Below are 18,183 nucleotides of genomic sequence, written 5' to 3' on the forward strand. Positions count from 1 at the left end.
GTGTGCCTCGAAAGAGGCCGCTCCGCCGTTTTGCTTTTGCCGGTCGGGAAAATCCCGAGGCCGGGGCGGTGAGGTTCCGCCCCGGCCGCTGCCGACGCACGGCGGCGGGCGGGCCTTGCGGCTGCCCGCCGCGGCGTTCAGAAGTCGATCTTCGCGCTCAGGCTGACCGTGCGCGGGTCGCCCGGCTTCACGTAGTCCGCGTACTGGTATTCCCAGTAACGACGGTTCAGCACGTTGTCGATCGATGCGCGCAACGTCACGTCGTGGCGGCCGACCCGCGTCAGGTAGCGCGCGCCCGCGTTGACGACGAGAAAGCCCGGCGCGTCGAGGCCGCCGGCCGCGCGCAGCGGCGTCGCGCCGGTGAATTTCGCGTCGACGCCGAGTGTCAGCCCCGGCACGCCAGGCACCGCATAGCCAACTTCACCGGCGAGCACGAAGCGCGGCGCGCCGGCAACCCGGTTGCCGTTGTTGCCGATCCCGTTCGCGTACCACGCGTCGAGCAGCATCGCGTCGAAGCCTGCATTCCAGTGCGCGCCGAATCTCGCGCGCGCGCCGACCTCGATCCCTTGAATGATCGATTCGCCATCCTGCACGTAGACGTTCGCGGCATTCGCGTATTCGGCGCTGCGCTCGATCCGGAACAGCGCGGCCGTCGCGCTCCAGCGTGCGTGCTCGCTCTTGATCCCGAGCTCGTACTGCTTGCTGCGCAGCGGCTTGAGCACCTGGCCCGCGTTCGCATAGACGTCGTTGACGCGGCTGCCGGGCTCGAGCGATTCGGCGTAGCTCGCGTACGCGGTGGTGGTCGGCGCGAGCTTGAACATCACCGCGAAGGTCGGCGTCACCACGCCGTTCTGGCGATAGCCGGGATCCTCGGCGCCGTTCGCCTGAAACGAGCGCTGCTCGTAGTTCATGTAACGCACGCCGGCAAGCACCGACCAGCGCTCGGTCAACTGCACGGTATCGCTCGCGAACAGCGATTTCTGCACGATCTCGCTCGTGCGGTACTGGACGAAGCCGTGCGGGCTCTCGTAGCGGTACGGGTTCGGCGCGTAGAGATTGCCGGCGCCGAGCGGCACGAACACGCTGTTCGCCGAATAGTCGTTCGCCTGCTTCTGCCACGACGCGCCGAGCACGATCTGGTGGCTGAACGGGCCCGTGCGCACCTTGCCCTCGACCATCGCGCGCCACTGGCTGAAGCGGTGATCCTCCATGCCGACGTAGCGGCTGTCGGTGTAGTTGCCGGCCGCGTCCTGCAGGTACAGCGTGCTTTCGTTGCGTCGGCGCGTCGCCTTGCTGTAGCTGTACGCGACGTCGAGCTGCCAGTCGGGCGCGAGCTGGTATTGCAGCCCGGCCGTGTAGAGCTGCAGGTTCGTGTTCAGGTACTGGTCCTTGCCGCCCAGGTTCGTCGACCCGCCGCTGATCGTGGCGGGCAGTGCGCCGCCCGGATAGCTGCCGGTGAAGATCGACGGCGTCTGGCCGGTCGTGCGGCGGTCCTGGTACAGCGCGCCGAACGACACGGAGAGGTCGCGCGTCAGGTTCGCCTGCAGCGCGAGCGACACGCTGTCGCGGCGGATGTTGCCGTCGTTGTACGTCTTGCCTTCCTCGTGCGTCGCATTCAGCCGCGCGCCGAACATGTTGCCGGGCCCGAAGCGCTGGCCGAGATCGACATGCTCGGTCCAGACGTTGGTGCTGCGGTAGCCGATGTCGACGCTGCGCACCGGTTCGGCGCCCGGCTGCTTCGTCACGTAGTTGACGACGCCGCCCGGCGTCACGAAGCCGTACAGGAAGCCGCCGAGCCCCTTCAGCAACTCGACGCGCTCGAGCTGCTCGTAAGGCATCGTGATGCCGTACGTGACGAACGGCAGCCCGTCGATCTTGTAGCCGTTCTGCCAGTCGAGCTGCATGCCGCGCACGGTCAGGTAGCTGGCCCACGCGCTGTACGCGCCGCTGTTGTCGGACACCGACGCGTCGTTCGCGAACACGTCGCCGAGCTTGTACGGCTGACGCGCCTCGAGCTCTTCCGACGTGACGATCGTGGTCGAGAACGGCGTGTCGAGCTGCCGGCGTGTGCCGAGCGCACCGGTCGAGATCGTGTCGGTCAAGTGTTGCGGCGAATCGTGCGCGGCCGTGATGTTGAGGGCTGGCAGCAGCGCGGCGTCGCCCGGCGAATCGTCCGCATGCGCGAGCGAGGCGGCAAGGCAGGCGAGGGCGGCGACGACGCGGGGACGGACGGGAGGGCGGGCAAGGCTGACGGTCATGGCGAGCGAGTAAAAATGCGAGTAAGAATCATTCGCATTGCGTTAAAATGTCGCGCATCGTATCAAAACCCGCCGAACGCGCAACAATTCCATGCCGCGCACAAGGGCATCCGGCCTCTTCCGACTGGGCCGGATGGCCGTTGCGCGGTGCCCAACCTGAAATGAACCGCATCCCGTCGAATCGGGGCCGCCGCTCGTGCCGGCCCGCTTTCCTTTCGCTGCGCACGCGATGAACGCGCTCCTGCGACCGTTGCTCGTGCGCCTGCACCGCTGGTTCGGGCTTGCCATCGCGCTGTTCCTGTTCGTCGCGGGGCTCACCGGCGCGCTGATCGCGTGGGACCACGAACTCGACGCGGCGCTGAACCCGGATTTCTATACCGCGCGCAGCGGCGCGGCGCCGCTTGCGCCGCTCGAACTCGCGGCGCGCATCGAGGCGGCCGATCCGCGCGTGCAGGTGACCTATCTGCCGCTCGCGGTCGAACCGGGGCACACGCTGCAGGCGGGCGTGACGCCGCGTACCGATCCGGCGACCGGCCAGCCGTACGCACTCGGTTTCAGCCAGATCGCCGTCGATCCCGCGACCGGCGCGGTGCAGGGCCGCCGCGAATGGGGCGCGCCGTCGCTCGCGCGGCTCGACCTGATGCCGTTCATCTACCGGCTGCACTACTCGCTGTTCCTGCCCGTGTACGGCGGGATCAACTTCGGGTTCTGGGTGATGGGCGTCGTCGGCATCGTGTGGGCGATCGACAGCCTGATCGCGCTGGTGCTCGCATTTCCGAACCCGAAAAGCTGGCGCAAGTCGTTCGCGTTCCGCGTGCGGCGCGGCGGCTATCCGCTCGTGTTCGACCTGCATCGCTCGGGGGGCGTGTGGGTGTGGGGGCTGCTGCTGGTCGTCGCGGTCACGTCGATCTCGATGAACCTTGCCGTTCCGGTCGTGCGCCCGCTGGTCTCGCTCGTTTCGCCGCTCGCGGAAACGCCGTATACGAATCCCGAGCATTTCCCGCCGGCCCCGCCGGGCAGCCAGGTGCTGCCGCGCGAGCGGATCGTCGAGATCGCGCGCTCGGCCGGACGCGACGCGGGCCTCGCCGCGCCGCCGGGCGCGCTGTTGTTCGCGCCGGCGATGAACGCCTATGCGGTCGGTTTCTTCACGCCGGGCAACGACCATGGCGACGTCGGGCTCGGCAATGCGTGGCTGTACTGGAATGCGGTGACCGGCAAGCCCGTGGCGGCTCAGGTGCCGGGCCGCGGTTCAGCCGGCGACCTGTTCATGCAGGCGCAGTTTCCGCTGCACTCGGGGCGGATCGCCGGTGTCGCCGGACGGGTCGCCGTGAGCGTGCTCGGCATCGTGATCGCGATGCTGAGCGTGACGGGCGTCTGCATCTGGGTGAAGAAGCGCAGCGCGCGCATGCGGGCTGCGCGGAGCGCGCGGCCGGTCGTGCCGGCGTCGTCGCGGGCGGCGCGGTAAGGAGCGAGTGGCAAGGGCCGAGCGGTAAGGGCCGAGCGGCAAGGGCCGAGCGGTAAGGACCGAGCGGCAAGGACCGAGCGGCAAGGGCCAAGCGGCAAGGGCCAAGCGGCAAGGGCCAAGCGGCAAGGGCCAAGCGGCAAGGGCCAAGCGGCAAGGGCCAAGCGTCAAGCAGTACGCGGACGGTGCAACCGACGCCGGTCGGCGGCGCGGCGCCTGCGCCCAGCGTGTGCCTGCGCCGTCAGCCCGCCTTGCGCCGGCGTGCCGGCTGCTTGCCGCCGAGCGCCGCGCATTGCGCATGGCACGGGCAGCCGGCTTCGTGATCGTTGACCATGCCGGTCGCCTGCATCAGCGCATAGCAGATCGTCGAGCCGACGAACTTGCAGCCGTACGCCTTCAGCGCCTTGCTGAGCGCGTCGGACTGCTCGGTCGAGGCGGGCGCGTCGCGGTACGACTGCCACGCATTCTGGATCGGCGTGCCGCCGACGAACGACCACAGGAACGCGGCGAGCGACCCGTGCTCTTCGCGGATGCGCTGCACCGCCCGCGCGTTGGTCACCGCCGATTCGACCTTCGCGCGGTTGCGCACGATGCCCGGGTTCTCCAGCAATTTCTCGATGTGCCGGGGCGTGAAGCGCGCGACGGCGTCGACGTCGAAATCGGCGAACGCCTCGCGATAGCCCGCGCGCTTGTTCAGGATCGTCGACCACGACAGCCCGGCCTGCGCGCCTTCCAGGATCAGCATTTCGAACAGGTGGCGATCGTCGTGCGACGGCACGCCCCACTCGGTATCGTGATAGTGAGCGTCCGCTTCCGTCTTCACCCAGTTGCACCGCTGCGACATCGTCTGCCTCGTTTTCAGTGTCGATTCGATCGCGCCAGCATAGCGGAAGCCCTTTTGGCGGGATAGCCGGCCGAACGGCAGATGGGCGCGCGGCGCCGATCCGGTTAAGCTTGGCGCCTGTTCGAATCAGCGGGATGAAGGCATGGCGGCATTACTTTTTGCGATCGGCATCGACGGCGGCGGCACGGGCACGCGCGCGGTGCTGGCCGACCGGGCGGGGCGCGAGCTCGCGCAGGGGCGCGGCGGCCCGTCGGGGCTCGGGCTCGGCATCGAGCGGGCATGGGCGTCGATCGGCGCGGCCTGCGCGGATGCGTTCACGCAGGCCGGTCTCGCGTTCGACTGGTCGCAGTGCGCGCTCGGTTGCGGGCTCGCCGGCGTCAACAACGCGGCGTGGCTCGCCGCGTTCCGCGCGCAGGCGCCGCTTGGCGCACTGGCGATCGAGAGCGACGCGTACACGACCGTCGTCGGCGCGCATGGCGGCGCGCCCGGGCTCATCGTCGCGCTCGGCACCGGCAGCATCGCGGCGGCGCTCGATGCGGCCGGCGCGTGCCGGATCGCGGGCGGCTTCGGCTTTCCGTCCGGCGACGAGGCGAGCGGCGCGTGGCTCGGCGTGCGTGCGCTCGCCTACGCGCAACAGGCGCTCGACGGCCGCGTGCCGCGCGACGCGTTCGCCACGGCGCTCCTCGCGGAAACGGGCACGCAGGATCGCGACGCGCTGGTCCAGTGGTCGTGCGACGCGAACCAGACGATCTACGCGCGTCTCGCGCCCGTCGTGTTCGCGCATCGCACGCATCCGGTCGCGCGCGCGCTGATCGCGCAGGCCGGCGACGAGATCGGCAAGATGATCGACGCGCTCGATCCGCAGCAGGCGCTGCCGGTCGCATTGTGCGGCGGGCTGGCTGACGCGCTCGCGCCGGCGGTGCCGGCGCGGCACGCCGCGCGGCTGCGCGCGCCGCTCGACGATTCGGCGCACGGTGCGCTGCGGCTCGCGCTCCAGGCGTTGCGGGCGGCGGAGGGCGGCTAAGGTGAGCGAGGCGCGCGGCGGATGCCGCGCCGCAGCAGCCCGCAGCAGCCCCGCCTCAGCCCCCCAGGGCGGCGCGTGCCCGGCAACGACCCGGCGCGCTGCCGGGTACGACGTTAAAATGGCGCTTCCTCCGTGCCGCGCGCGCCACTCTCCCGCCCCATGTACAAAGTCATCGCCACCGATCTCGACGGCACGCTGCTGAACAGCGACCACCAGCTCGACCCGTACACGATCGACACCGTTCGCCGGCTCGACCGCGACGGCGTGCAGTTCGTGATCGCCACGGGGCGCCACTATGCGGACGTCGCCGGCATTCGCGACGTGCTCGGCATCCGGCCGTACCTGATCACGTCGAACGGTGCGCGCGTGCATGCGCCGGACGACACGACGATCCACGCGCAGGACGTCGACGCGGCGATCGTTCGCCGCCTCGTGCAGCCGGAAGTCGCCGGCGCGCACGGCCGCGTGATCGTCAACCTGTTTACCAACGACGGCTGGCTGATCGACCGCGAAGCGCCGCACCTGCTCGAATTCCATCAGGATTCGGGCTTCCGGTACGAGGTGATCGACATGGCCGCGCATGACGGCGCGGCTATCGCGAAGGTGCTGTATATCGGCGAACCGGCCGATCTGGCGGTCGTCGCCGAGCAGATGCGCGTGCAGTTCGGCGATGCGCTGTACGTCACGTACTCGCTGCCCGACTGCCTCGAGGTGATGACCGCGAACGTGTCGAAGGGGCGCGCGCTGCGCACGGTGCTCGCGCGGCTCGGCGTCGATACCGGCCACTGCATCGCGTTCGGCGACAACATGAACGACATCGACCTGCTCGAAACCGCCGGTCATGCGTTCATGATGAACAACGCGAATCCCGACCTGATCGCGCGGCTGCCGCACATTCCGCGGATCGGCAACAACTTCGACGCGGGCGTCGCCCGCCACCTGCGCACGCTGTTCTCGCTCGAAGACGACGTCGTCGCGTCCTGAGCGCCGGCCCCGTGCGCGTTTGCCGCGTGGAAATGAAAAACGGGCGCCAGGGGCGCCCGTTGAAATTGCCTGCCTCGATGTTCTTCGACAGCGTGAGGCTCGCTGCTCTGCTCGCTTGACCCCGTAGTGTTTATTCGCTTGTGCGAGCTGATGCGGGCAGCAGGTCGACGGCGTCGTCACGCCCGGCGACCAGCGGATAGATGATTCCGGCGAGCACCGCGCCGATCAGCGGCGCGACCCAGAACAGCCAGAGCTGGCCGATCGCGTCGCCGCCCACGAACAGCGCCGGGCCGGTCGAGCGCGCCGGGTTCACCGACGTGTTGGTGACGGGAATCGAGATCAGGTGAATCAGCGTCAGGCACAGCCCGATCGCGATCGGCGCGAAGCCGGCCGGCACGCCGCGCTTGTCGGTCGCGCCGAGGATCACGAACAGGAAGAAGCCCGTCATCACGACTTCGCAGATGAACGACGCGGCGAGCGAGTAGTGGCCGGGCGAGCGATCGCCGAAGCCGTTCGTCGCAAAGCCGCTGCCGACCACGTCGAAACCCGGCTTGCCGGTTGCGATCAGGTACAGCACGAATGCGCCGAGCGTGGCGCCCACCACTTGCGCGACGATGTACGGTGCGAGATCGCGCGCCGGAAAGCGGCCGGCGACCGTCAGGCCGACGCTCACCGCCGGGTTCAGGTGGCAACCGGAGATGTGGCCGATCGCGAAGGCCATCGTCAGCACGGTCAGGCCGAACGCGAGTGCGACGCCGGCAAAGCCGATGCCGAGGCCCGGAAAGGCGGCGGCCAGCACGGCGCTTCCGCACCCGCCGAGCACCAGCCAGAACGTGCCGAATACCTCTGCAGCGAGACGCTGAGAAAGATTCATGTAGGGACCTCGTTCGAGTGGGTTGAAGACCCGGGGCGACGCAACGGATTTATTCGGTCGTCCGGAATTGGTCTGGATTATAGGAAATGAATCGGGCCCGGGAGGGTAAACGATTGTTAAATTTGAATGGCTGACGAATGCCTTTTATTAGAATAAGTCCGCATTCTCGATATAGGCGATTCGGTTAAAGATGGCAGCATTAATTTCGAAGGGCAGGGCGGCAGTGCGGATGACGTAACGGATGTTGGTGTCCCGGCCGGATTCGCCGGGGCCGCATCATCGAAAAGGGGAGTCGAAAAATGTCTCAATACGCGAAACTCAAGGCGCAGATCGCCGATCTGCAGGCTCAGGCGGACGACGTGCGCCGCCAGGAAGTGGCGGCGGTGATTGCCGAAGTCCAGCAGAAGATTGCGGAATATGGGCTGACCGCCCAGGATCTGGGCTTCGCGGAGCGGGCGAAGCGCGGGCGCCCGCCGAAGAAGGCGCCGCTGCCGCCGAAATACCGTGATCCGAAGTCCGGTGCAACCTGGAGCGGGCGCGGCAAGCCGCCGAATTGGATCGTCGGGAAAAACCGCGATCGTTTCCTGATCGAATGACCGCAAGCCAAATAGAAAGAGCCGCATCGACGATGCGGCTCTTTCGTTTTACGCGCCGATTTCGGCGCGGTTTTTACCGCGCATTTCCCGGCGGATTTCCGTGTCAGGCGCCCGCAACCCGGCGCAATGCCGGCTGCTTGGCGGCCGCGCAAAGCGATTCGTAGGTTTCGACGTAACGCCGCGCCATCGCCTTCGCGCTGAAGCGCGTGTCGAACCGTTCGCGGATCGCGGTGCGCGACAGGCTGTCGATCCGGTGCAGCGCGCCGACCGCGCCCTGCACGTCCTCGACGATGAAGCCGGTCACGCCGTCCTCGATCACTTCCGGCACCGAGCCGCGGTTGAACGCGACGACCGGCGTGCCGCAGGCCATCGCCTCGATCATCACCAGGCCGAACGGCTCCGGCCAGTCGATCGGGAACAGCAGCGCCTTCGCGCCGGACAGGAACGCGGGCTTTTGCGCTTCGTTGATCTCGCCGATGAATTCGACGTGCGCCTGGTCGAGCAGCGGCTCGATCACTTCCTTGAAGTAGTCGGCGTCGGCCTTGTCGACCTTCGCGGCGATCTTCAGCGGCAGCCCGCTTTGCGCGGCGATGCGGATCGCGGTGTCGACACGCTTTTCGGGACAGATCCGGCCGAGGAACGCGAGGTATTCGGGCTTCACGTCGGGCTGCGGCGTGAGCAGCGTGTCGGGCAGCCCGTGGTACACGGTGCCGGCCCACGCGGCCTGCGGCAGCGGCTTGCGCTGGTTGTTCGAGATCGACACGACCGGCGAATCGGGGAACGCGTCGAACACCGGCTGCAGCTCCGGCAGGTCGAGGCGGCCGTGCAGCGTCGTCACGTACGGCGTGTCGAGGCGCGACATCAGCGGGAATGGCAGGTAGTCGAGGTGGAAGTGCAGCACGTCGAATTCGTGCGCGACCCGGGCGACCTGCTCGAGGAGCCGCATATGGGGCGCCATCGAGTCGCGGACCGACGGGTCGAGCCGCAGTGCGCGCGGCCACGCCGCCTCGAGACGGGCCGACGTGACGGAGTCGCCGCTGGCGAACAGCGTCACGTCATGGCCGAGTTCGACGAGCGCCTCGGTGAGATAGGACACGACCCGCTCGGTGCCGCCGTAGAGTTTCGGCGGGACGGCTTCGTAGAGCGGCGCGATCTGGGCAATTCGCATGGATGTTCTCCAGTGTCGATCCGGGGGGCGCGCTGGCGCCGATGGGGATCCCGTACAAGGTGGCGGAACTCGCCGACGCACGCGCTTCGCGGCACGTGGCCGGGCCCTGGGCGGGTGCGCGGGGCGCCGGACGGCAAGCTGCGGGGCGGGCCGGCACGGCTCGCGCCGCCGCCCATTGGAGTCCATTATCGATATCGCCCTGAGGGGTTCGAGTGTTTTTTCAAACACTTAAGGCTTGTTACACGATGAAATACGCGAAAACCCCGAGAAAAAGGGCACGGAATCGTGAACCGAGATAGCCTCGACTATTGTTGCGCTATCGTGAAAAACCACTATAATTTTTACCGATCCGATTGTCGGCGGCCCTGCCGGCGAGCCTTCCGCCACCGGCGCGGCGGGCATCGGCCTCCTCGCAACCGAATCCGCGTTGCAACCCGTTTTTCCAATGGCGCCTTTCAATCGGCCTTGTCAGAAAAATTCCTACACGGTTTACAGACAAATCCTGCATGGCATACGCCACTTCGCTGATACCGACATAAATCCCGTTTGGCCAAAATTCGCCCTGTAAGACTATAAACGAGCCGACTGAGCGCCCGGTGCGCACTGATCGAGCAAACGTTTTCATAACATGAATGGCCAAAGCAACGCTCTTTAACGGGGGAATCATGGGCACCACCAGCGAAATGCTCAGTGAGATCAAAGAGGTCAACCTGTCGTACCTCCTCCTCGCGCAACGACTGCTGCGGGAAGACAAGGCGATGGGTATGTTCCGCATGGGCATTTCTCAGGAACTCGCCGACGTGCTCGCCAACCTCACGCTCGCGCAGACCGTGAAGCTGGCCGCGTCCAACCAGATGCTGTGCCGCTTCCGCTTCGATGATCACGCGCTGCTGTCGTCGCTCGCCGACAAGGGCCGCAGCGATGTCGTCGCGCACGCCCACTCGGCCATCCTGATGGCCGGCCAGCAGGTCGAAGGCGTCCGCTGATCCATTCCGCCTTGCGTTCGTCCCGGCGCGCCGCGCCGGCCGGCAGCGTATTGGCCATTCATTCGAACAACGTCAAGCGGACGGTTATCACCATGGCAAGCAAAAGCGTCGTGATCGAGGTGAAGGAAATCACCCTCGCCATCGAACTGATCGAACTGGGCGCCCGGCTGCAGCTGCTGGAGGCGGAGACGAGCCTGTCGCGGGACCGTCTGATCAAGCTGTACAAGGAACTGAAGGGCGTGTCGCCGCCGAAGGGGATGCTGCCGTTCTCGACCGACTGGTTCATGACGTGGCAGCCGAACATCCACTCGTCGCTGTTCTACAACATCTACCGGTTCATGCAGGACCACGGCCGCTGCGAGCCGATCCAGTCGATCGTGAAGGCGTACCGGCTCTATCTGGAGCACGTGAACCTGTCCGGCGACGAGGCCGCGCTGAGCCTCACGCGGGCATGGACGCTGGTGCGCTTCTTCGATTCGGGGATGCTGCAGATGACCCCGTGCACGCGCTGCGGCGGCCATTTCGTCGCGCATGCGCATGATCCGCATCAAGGTTTCGTGTGCGGCCTGTGCCAGCCGCCGTCGCGCGCCGGCAAGACCCGCAAGGCCGCCGCCGCGCGCGCCGAACTGGCCGCCGCCCTGGCCTGAGCGCCGGGCCGGGCAAGGCCGGGCGGGGCGCGAGCGTCGCACGGGCGGCGCCCGCGGGCCGCGCGAATCGTCCGCGCACTGCTGGTAAACACCGTCGGGCCGCCGCCGGGCGGCCGCGAAAGTTTTCCTGCCGACTGCCGTAAACCTGTTTAACGGCGGTCTTCCCGCCGGTCTTTCGTGAGGGACAGGCAGTGCTGATTATCGTGGGAACACTCGTGACGCTGTTGTCGGTCTTCGGCGGTTATGCGCTGGCGGGCGGGCATCTGGGAGCCTTGATCCAGCCCATCGAGGTCCTGATGATCGTGGGCGCCGGCGTCGGCGCGTTCATCCTCGGCAACGGCGGCAAGACCATCAAGGCCACGCTGCGCGTGCTGCCGACGCTCTTCAAGGGCTCGAAATACACGAAGGACGTCTATATGGAGCTGATGGCGCTTCTTTACGTGCTGCTCGCGAAGGCACGCAAGGAAGGCACGCTGACGCTCGAGGCCGACATCGACGATCCGGAAAAGAGCCCGATCTTCACGCAATACCCGAAGATCCTCGCCGATCACCACATCGTCGAATTCCTGACCGACTACCTGCGCCTGATGGTGGGCGGCAACATGAACGCGTTCGAGATCGAGAGCCTGATGGACGAGGAGATCGAGACGCACCACACGGAAGGCGAAGGCCCGGCGCATGCGCTGATGCGCGTCGGCGACGCGATGCCGGCGTTCGGGATCGTCGCGGCCGTGATGGGCGTCGTCCACACGATGGCCTCGGCCGACAAGCCGCCCGCGGTGCTCGGCGCGATGATCGCGCAGGCGCTGGTCGGCACGTTCCTCGGGATCCTGCTGTCGTACGGGCTGATCGGGCCGCTCGCGAGCCTCGCGGAGCAGCGCGTGGCCGAGTCGACCAAGATGTTCCAGTGCATCAAGGTGACGATCCTCGCGACGCTGAACGGCTATGCGCCCGCGATCGCGGTCGAGTTCGGCCGCAAGGTGCTGTTCTCGACCGAGCGCCCGTCGTTCTCGGAGCTCGAAGAGCACGTGCGACGCGTGAAGGCGAAGTGAGGCGGAGCGACCGATGAGCAAGAGCAAGGATCGCGCGATCGTCGTCAAGCGGGTGGCCCCGGCGAAGAAGGGCCATCACGGCGGCGCATGGAAGCTCGCGTACGCGGACTTCATGACCGCGATGATGGCGTTCTTCCTGCTGATGTGGCTGCTGAGCTCGGTCACGCCGGTGCAGCTGAAGGGGATCGCCGAATACTTCAACATGCCGCTGAAGGCCGCGATCCTCGGCAGCGGCGACCGCAGCTCGCAGGATTCCAGCATCATCAACGGCGGCGGCCGCGACCTGTCGAGCGCGGACGCCGGCACGCTGCGCCGCACCGACGGCACGACGCCGCTTGCCGAGCGCCTCGCGAAGGCGGGCGACGAGCATTCGCGGTCGCAGGCGCAGGGCGCGCAGGACCGGCTCGAGCAGACGCGCCTGCACGACCTGCAGATCAAGCTGATGGCCGCGATCGAGGCCAATCCGACGCTGCGCCAGTTCAAGCAGCAGATCCGCATCGATTCGACGCTGATGGGGCTGCGCATCGAGATCGTCGATTCGCAGAAGCGGCCGATGTTCGCGATGTCGAGCGACCACGTCGAGCCGTACATGCGCGACATCCTGCGCGAGATCGGCAAGACGCTGAACGACGTGCCGAACCGGATCATCGTCCAGGGCCACACCGACGCCGTGCCGTACGCGGGCGGCGAGGGCGGCTACAGCAACTGGGAGCTGTCGGCCGATCGCGCGAACGCATCGCGCCGCGAGCTGATCTCCGGCGGCATGGACGAGGCGAAAGTGCTGCGCGTGCTCGGCCTCGCGTCGACGCAGAACCTGAACAAGGCCGATCCGCTCGATCCGGAAAACCGCCGGATCAGCGTGATCGTGCTGAATCGCAAATCCGAAGAAGCGCTGATGCGCGACGACGCGACGACGACGACGCTGTCCGCCGACGCGGCCGGTTCGAAGCTGCTCGCGCAGCAGCTCGGCGGCCCGACGCCGGCGGCGCGTCCGGTCGTGGCGAGCGCCGTGGCCGTGGCGCCGAAACCCTGACGTTTCCGAGACAGACATGATCCGAACCATTCTCGCCATCGACGACTCCGCGACCATGCGTGCGCTGCTGCAGGCGACGCTTGCGCAGGCCGGCTACGACGTGACGGTGGCGCCGGACGGCGAAGCCGGCTTCGACATGGCGGCGACGGCGCCGTACGACCTGGTCCTGACCGACCAGAACATGCCGCGCAAGAGCGGGCTCGAGGTGATCGCCGCGCTGCGCAAGCTGAGCGCGTACGCGGACACGCCGATCCTCATCCTGACGACCGAGGGCAGCGACGCGTTCAAGGACGCGGCACGCGACGCGGGCGCGACCGGCTGGATCGAAAAGCCGATCGACCCGGGCGTGCTGGTCGACCTGGTCGCCACGCTGTCCGAGCCGGCTGCCTCCTGACATGAACGCGACGAATTCAACCGGTGACCGGGCATGACTCTCGACATCACTCAGTTCTACCAGACCTTTTTCGACGAAGCGGACGAGTTGCTCGCGCAGATGGAGCAGCTGCTGCTGAACCTGGACGTCGATTCGCCCGATCCCGAGGATCTGGCGGCGATCTTCCGCGCCGCGCATTCGATCAAGGGCGGCGCGGCGACGTTCGGCTTCTCCGCGCTGACCGATACGACGCACATCCTCGAATCGCTGCTCGACCGCGCGCGCAACCATGAGCTGACGCTGACCAAGGAGATGGTCGACGCGTTCCTGGAAACGAAGGACGTGCTGTCCGACCAGCTCGTCGACTACCGCGCGAGCGCCGAACCGGACGCGGCCGCCGCCGCGGCGATCTGCGCGAAGCTCGAGCGGCTGAAGGCCGAAAGCGGCTCGGGCGCGCCCGCGGCAGCCGAGCCGGCGCCGGCCGCGCCTATGCCGGTCGCCGCCGCCGTGGCGCCGGCCGCCGAGCCCGTCGCAAGCGGCGATCGCGCGCCCGACCATGTGGTCGAGCAGGCCGTCGCGGCCGCGCATCCGGCGGCTGACGCCGATGCCGACGGCCCGCACCTGAAGATCACGCTGGTCGGCGTCGACGCGAAGGATCAGGCGCTGCTCACCGAGGAACTCGGCAACCTCGGCCGGATCGTCGGCCGCGAGGAAGCGGGCGCGGACCTGTCGCTGTGGGTCGAATCGGAGGTGCCGTCCGACGACATCGTCGCCGTGTGCTGCTTCGTGATCGACGAAAGCCAGATTCGCGTCGCACGCGGCACGGCGCCGGCCGCCGCCGGCGATGCGAAGGACGCCGCCGCAGTGGCCGCCGCCCCGGCCGCCGCGGCCGCGCCGCCCGCACGCGTCGAGGTGTTCGCGCCGCAGGCCGCCGCCGCGCAGCCGGCTGCTTCGGCGCCGGCCGAGCCGCCCGCCGCCCCGGCCGCGGCAGCCGCCACGCCGCCGCAGCAACACGCTCGAGCGCAACCGCAGCCGGCCGAACACGCGGCGCCGGCCGCCGCCGCGCATCACGACGACAAGCGCGCCCGCCCGGCCGCCGCGGCCGCGGGCGGCGCAGAAGGCAGCTCGATCCGCGTCGGCGTCGAGAAGGTCGACCAACTGATCAACCTCGTCGGCGAACTGGTGATCACGCAGGCGATGCTGGCCGAGACGGCCAGCGCGTTCGATCCCGCGCTGCACGACCGCCTGTTCAACGGGATGGCGCAGCTCGAGCGCAATGCGCGCGACCTGCAGGAAGCGGTGATGTCGATCCGCATGATGCCGATGGACTACGTGTTCAGCCGCTTCCCGCGCCTCGTGCGCGATCTCGCCGGCAAGCTCGGCAAGCAGGTCGAGCTCGTGACGTTCGGCCAGGCGACCGAGCTCGACAAGAGCCTGATCGAACGGATCATCGATCCGCTCACGCACCTCGTGCGCAACAGCCTCGACCACGGGATCGAAACGGTCGACAAGCGCGTCGCCGCCGGCAAGGATGCGGTCGGCCAGCTCGTGCTGTCGGCCGCGCATCACGGCGGCAACATCGTGATCGAGGTGAGCGACGACGGCGCGGGCCTGAACCGCGAGCGGATCCTCGCGAAGGCCGCGAAACAGGGCATGCAGATCTCCGAGAACATCAGCGACGACGAAGTCTGGCAACTGATCTTCGCGCCGGGCTTCTCGACGGCCGAGACGGTGACCGACGTGTCGGGCCGCGGCGTCGGGATGGACGTGGTGAAGCGCAACATCCAGTCGATGGGCGGCCATGTCGAAATCTCGTCGCAGGCCGGCCGCGGCACGACCACGCGGATCGTGCTGCCGCTCACGCTCGCGATCCTCGACGGGATGTCGGTGAAGGTGGGCAGCGAGATCTTCATCCTGCCGCTGAACTTCGTGATGGAGTCGCTGCAGCCGTCGAACGACGACATCTACACGGTCGGCAACGGCGAGCGCGTGGTGCGCGTGCGCGGCGAATACCTGCCGCTCGTCGCGCTGCACGAGGTGTTCTCGGTCGACGACGCGCGCACCGACCCGACCCAGGGGATCGTCACGATCATGGAAACCGAGGGGCGCCGCTTCGCGATGCTGATCGACGAGCTGGTCGGCCAGCAGCAGGTGGTCGTGAAGAACCTCGAAACCAATTACCGCAAGGTCCACGGCATCTCGGCGGCGACCATCCTGGGCGACGGCAGCGTCGCGCTGATCGTCGACGTCGCGGCGCTGAACCGCGAAACCCGTGCGACGCACGGCGCCCGTGCGGGCGCCGAACTCGCCGTCTTCTGACTCTCGCCATCAACCGATTGGGGGCAAACGTGTCCGCTGAAGTTCAAATGATCAATCCGGCCGCGGCGAACGCGGCCACGAGCCGCCGCGACGCCGAACACGGCGATGCGACGGGCCAGGAATTCCTCGTCTTCACGCTCGGCGACGAGGAATACGGGATCGACATCCTGAAAGTGCAGGAAATCCGCGGCTACGACAGCGTCACGCGAATCGCGAACGCGCCCGAGTTCATCAAGGGCGTGATCAACCTGCGCGGGATCATCGTGCCGATCGTCGACATGCGGATCAAGTTCCACCTCGGCCGCGTCGAGTACGACCACCAGACCGTCGTGATCATCCTGAACGTGTCGAACCGCGTGGTCGGGATGGTGGTCGACGGCGTGTCGGACGTGCTGACGCTGCAGACCGACCAGATCATGCCGGCGCCGGAATTCGGCGCGACGCTGACGACCGAGTACCTGACCGGCCTCGGCACGGTCGACGGCCGGATGCTGATCCTGATGGACATCGAGAAGCTGATGTCGAGCCGTGAAATGGCGCTGATCGAGACACTCGGCGGGTAAGCGCGCCGCGCGCGCAGCAATTTCGGGAGAATCTGCAATGTTGCATAACTGGTCGATCCGCACGACGCTCACGGCGGTCGGACTCATCCTCGTGTGCCTGGCCGCCGCGGTCGGCGGGCTCGGCCTCTACGCGCTCAATCAGGCGAGCCGTTCGCTCGACGAGATCGCGCACGTCGACCTGCCGGCGATCCACACGCTCGACGACACGGCCGCGCAACTGCTGCGCTCGCGCGTGGCGCTCGATCGCTTCCGTACGCTGACCGAAGCCGGCAACGCGGCCGACGCGGCGAAGGTGCTCGACCGCGCGCAGGAGCTGTTCGCGAAGTCGAACCAGAACTGGCAGGCGTTCCAGTCGACGCCGAAGCTCGGTGTCGAGCAGGCGCTTCTCGACGAGCTCGCCGCACGCTACACGACGATCGTGAAGGAAGGCGTGGAGCCCGAATTTGCCGCGGCGCGCGCGGGCGACATGGCCGCGTACCACGCGGTGGCGGACACGAAGATCAGCCCGATGTTCGTCGCGTTCGACCAGACGGCATCGGCCGTGATCGCGGCGCTGCAGAAGCGCGCGCAAGAACGTCAGGCCGCGACGCAGTCGCAGATCTCGACGATGGTCGCGCTGATCGCGGCCGGCATCGCGATCGCGTTCGTCGTCGTGATCGCGATCCGCTTCGTGCTGCGCGGGCTGATCGTCCAGCCGATCGAGGATGCGATCGCGCACTTCGAGCGCATTGCCGGGGGCGACCTCACGCAGCCGGTGAACGTATCGAGCACGAACGAGATCGGCCGCCTGTTCGGCGGCATCAAGCGGATGCAGGACGCGGTGACGACGATGGTGCAGGCCGTGCATCGCGGCACCGAATCGATCGACGTCGGCGCGCGCGAGATCGCCACCGGCAACATCGACCTGTCGCAGCGCACCGAGGAGCAGGCCGCGTCGCTGCAGGAAACCGCGTCGAGCATGGAGCAGCTGACGGGCACCGTGCGGCAGAACGCGGAGAACGCGCGGCAGGCGAGCCAGCTCGCGGTGAACGCGTCGGACATCGCGACGCAGGGCGGCGAGGTGGTCGGCCAGGTCGTGTCGACGATGCAGGACATCGCGGCGAGCTCCGGCAAGGTGGTCGACATCATCGGCACGATCGAAGGCATCGCGTTCCAGACCAACATCCTCGCGCTGAACGCGGCCGTCGAGGCGGCGCGCGCCGGCGAGCAGGGCCGCGGCTTCGCGGTGGTCGCGGGCGAGGTGCGCTCGCTCGCGCAGCGCAGCGCGAGCGCCGCGAAGGAAATCAAGCAGTTGATCGGCGATTCGGCCGAGAAGGTCGACAGCGGGTCGGCGCTCGTCGCGCGCGCCGGCTCGACGATGGACGAGATCGTGCAGGCCGTGCGCCGCGTGACCGACATCATGGGCGAGATCAGCGCCGCGTCCGACGAGCAGTCGACCGGCATCGAGCAGGTCAACCGCGCGGTCGGCCAGATGGATGCGGTCACGCAGCAGAACGCGGCGCTCGTCGAGCAGGCGGCCGCCGCAGCCGCGTCGCTCGAGGAGCAGACGCGCCAGATGAAGGCGATCGTGTCGGGCTGGCGCGTCGCGGGCGGCATCGCGCTCGCGCCAGCGCGCAGCGTCGCGCGGCCGGCCGCGCACGAACCGGCGGCGCTGCCGTCGGCGTCGCGCCACGACGCGCCGGTCGCCGCGCTGCCGGCGCCGCAGGCCGCGGCCCAGCCGGCGGCACGGCGCGCCGCGCCGGCGTCGCGCACGGCTGCGTCGGGCGCCGAGCACGAAGCGAAGCGCGCGGCCGACGCCGCGCCGCGCACGCAGAAGGACGCACCGGCTGCCCGGGGTGGCGCCGCCGCGGCGGGCGGCTATGGCCCGCGTCTGGCGAAGACGGCCGCCCCGGCGGACAAGCCGGCCGCGAAGCCCGCGCTCGTGCGCCCGGCGCTGAGCGGCGAGAAGCCCGCGCTGGCGGCCGCCGGCGCGTCCGACGACGACTGGGAGACCTTCTAAG

Annotated in this window: 17 protein-coding genes; 12 read left to right on the plus strand and 5 right to left on the minus strand. The window is 68.2% G+C overall.

What is annotated here, in order from left to right; translation table 11 throughout:
* Positions 1-137: 137 nt before the first annotated feature.
* Positions 138-2,258 carry a TonB-dependent siderophore receptor gene (locus CFB35_RS00790; protein WP_089464458.1) on the minus strand — a complete coding sequence of 707 codons (2,121 nt, stop codon included), beginning with the start codon at positions 2,256-2,258 and terminating at the stop codon, positions 138-140.
* 229 nt (positions 2,259-2,487) lie between these two features.
* Between CFB35_RS00790 and CFB35_RS00800 the strand changes: the two genes are divergently transcribed.
* The gene (locus CFB35_RS00800; protein WP_089464460.1) at positions 2,488-3,723 is read left to right on the plus strand and encodes a PepSY domain-containing protein; all 1,236 of its coding nucleotides are present in this window, start codon (positions 2,488-2,490) and stop codon (positions 3,721-3,723) included.
* Between the two features lie 238 nt (positions 3,724-3,961).
* On the opposite strand, the gene CFB35_RS00805 is transcribed toward CFB35_RS00800, so the two are convergent.
* The gene (locus tag CFB35_RS00805) at positions 3,962-4,564 is read right to left on the minus strand and encodes a DNA-3-methyladenine glycosylase I (protein ID WP_059580665.1); all 603 of its coding nucleotides are present in this window, start codon (positions 4,562-4,564) and stop codon (positions 3,962-3,964) included.
* A gap of 142 nt (positions 4,565-4,706) precedes the next feature.
* On the opposite strand from CFB35_RS00805, the gene CFB35_RS00810 reads away from it, so the two are divergent.
* Both CFB35_RS00810 and CFB35_RS00815 read left to right on the plus strand, forming a co-directional pair.
* Positions 4,707-5,588: a BadF/BadG/BcrA/BcrD ATPase family protein gene (locus tag CFB35_RS00810; RefSeq protein ID WP_059580666.1), complete on the plus strand. Its 882-nt coding sequence runs from the start codon at positions 4,707-4,709 to the stop codon at positions 5,586-5,588.
* 159 nt (positions 5,589-5,747) lie between these two features.
* Positions 5,748-6,572, plus strand: coding sequence for a Cof-type HAD-IIB family hydrolase (locus tag CFB35_RS00815; RefSeq protein ID WP_059638396.1), 825 nt, complete (start codon positions 5,748-5,750; stop codon positions 6,570-6,572).
* Positions 6,573-6,702: 130 nt separating this feature from the next.
* Here CFB35_RS00815 and aqpZ read toward each other — a convergent pair whose 3' ends face one another.
* On the minus strand, positions 6,703-7,446 hold the full coding sequence (gene aqpZ, locus CFB35_RS00820; RefSeq protein WP_006489324.1) for an aquaporin Z: 744 nt from the start codon (positions 7,444-7,446) through the stop codon (positions 6,703-6,705).
* A 299-nt stretch (positions 7,447-7,745) separates the two neighbouring features.
* Between aqpZ and CFB35_RS00825 the strand changes: the two genes are divergently transcribed.
* Positions 7,746-8,042: an H-NS histone family protein gene (locus CFB35_RS00825; RefSeq protein WP_021162849.1), complete on the plus strand. Its 297-nt coding sequence runs from the start codon at positions 7,746-7,748 to the stop codon at positions 8,040-8,042.
* A 103-nt stretch (positions 8,043-8,145) separates the two neighbouring features.
* On the opposite strand, the gene CFB35_RS00830 is transcribed toward CFB35_RS00825, so the two are convergent.
* Both CFB35_RS00830 and CFB35_RS34875 read right to left on the minus strand, forming a co-directional pair.
* Positions 8,146-9,210: a glycosyltransferase family 4 protein gene (locus tag CFB35_RS00830; RefSeq protein ID WP_059578080.1), complete on the minus strand. Its 1,065-nt coding sequence runs from the start codon at positions 9,208-9,210 to the stop codon at positions 8,146-8,148.
* A 316-nt stretch (positions 9,211-9,526) separates the two neighbouring features.
* Positions 9,527-9,877, minus strand: coding sequence for a hypothetical protein (locus CFB35_RS34875; protein ID WP_179231705.1), 351 nt, complete (start codon positions 9,875-9,877; stop codon positions 9,527-9,529).
* On the opposite strand from CFB35_RS34875, the gene flhD reads away from it, so the two are divergent.
* The 8 genes from flhD (at position 9,876) to CFB35_RS00875 (ending at position 18,182) form a co-directional block, all read left to right on the plus strand.
* Positions 9,876-10,196 (plus strand): flagellar transcriptional regulator FlhD, encoded by a 321-nt coding sequence (gene flhD, locus CFB35_RS00840; RefSeq protein WP_059578082.1) that lies wholly within the window; start codon positions 9,876-9,878, stop codon positions 10,194-10,196. The two genes, CFB35_RS34875 and flhD, sit on opposite strands and share 2 nt — an antisense overlap.
* 92 nt (positions 10,197-10,288) lie before the next feature.
* Entirely contained in the window at positions 10,289-10,843 is a 555-nt protein-coding gene (gene flhC / locus CFB35_RS00845) for a flagellar transcriptional regulator FlhC (RefSeq protein ID WP_059578085.1), read from the plus strand.
* Positions 10,844-11,034: 191 nt separating this feature from the next.
* The gene (motA, locus tag CFB35_RS00850) at positions 11,035-11,895 is read left to right on the plus strand and encodes a flagellar motor stator protein MotA (RefSeq protein WP_059578087.1); all 861 of its coding nucleotides are present in this window, start codon (positions 11,035-11,037) and stop codon (positions 11,893-11,895) included.
* Between the two features lie 13 nt (positions 11,896-11,908).
* Complete coding sequence (motB, locus tag CFB35_RS00855; RefSeq protein WP_059638390.1) at positions 11,909-12,928, plus strand: flagellar motor protein MotB; 1,020 nt, start codon at positions 11,909-11,911, stop codon at positions 12,926-12,928.
* 16 nt (positions 12,929-12,944) lie between these two features.
* A complete protein-coding gene (locus CFB35_RS00860) occupies positions 12,945-13,322 on the plus strand; it encodes a response regulator (protein WP_059578092.1) in 378 nt (125 codons plus the stop codon).
* A gap of 33 nt (positions 13,323-13,355) precedes the next feature.
* On the plus strand, positions 13,356-15,620 hold the full coding sequence (gene cheA / locus CFB35_RS00865) for a chemotaxis protein CheA (RefSeq protein WP_089464462.1): 2,265 nt from the start codon (positions 13,356-13,358) through the stop codon (positions 15,618-15,620).
* 47 nt (positions 15,621-15,667) lie between these two features.
* On the plus strand, positions 15,668-16,183 hold the full coding sequence (gene cheW / locus CFB35_RS00870) for a chemotaxis protein CheW (RefSeq protein ID WP_059578098.1): 516 nt from the start codon (positions 15,668-15,670) through the stop codon (positions 16,181-16,183).
* 37 nt (positions 16,184-16,220) lie between these two features.
* Complete coding sequence (locus tag CFB35_RS00875; protein WP_089464463.1) at positions 16,221-18,182, plus strand: methyl-accepting chemotaxis protein; 1,962 nt, start codon at positions 16,221-16,223, stop codon at positions 18,180-18,182.
* Position 18,183: the final 1 nt, after the last annotated feature.

Origin of the sequence: Burkholderia sp. AU16482 (assembly GCF_002223285.1) — a bacterium.
Taxonomy (GTDB): Bacteria; Pseudomonadota; Gammaproteobacteria; order Burkholderiales; family Burkholderiaceae; genus Burkholderia; species Burkholderia semiarida.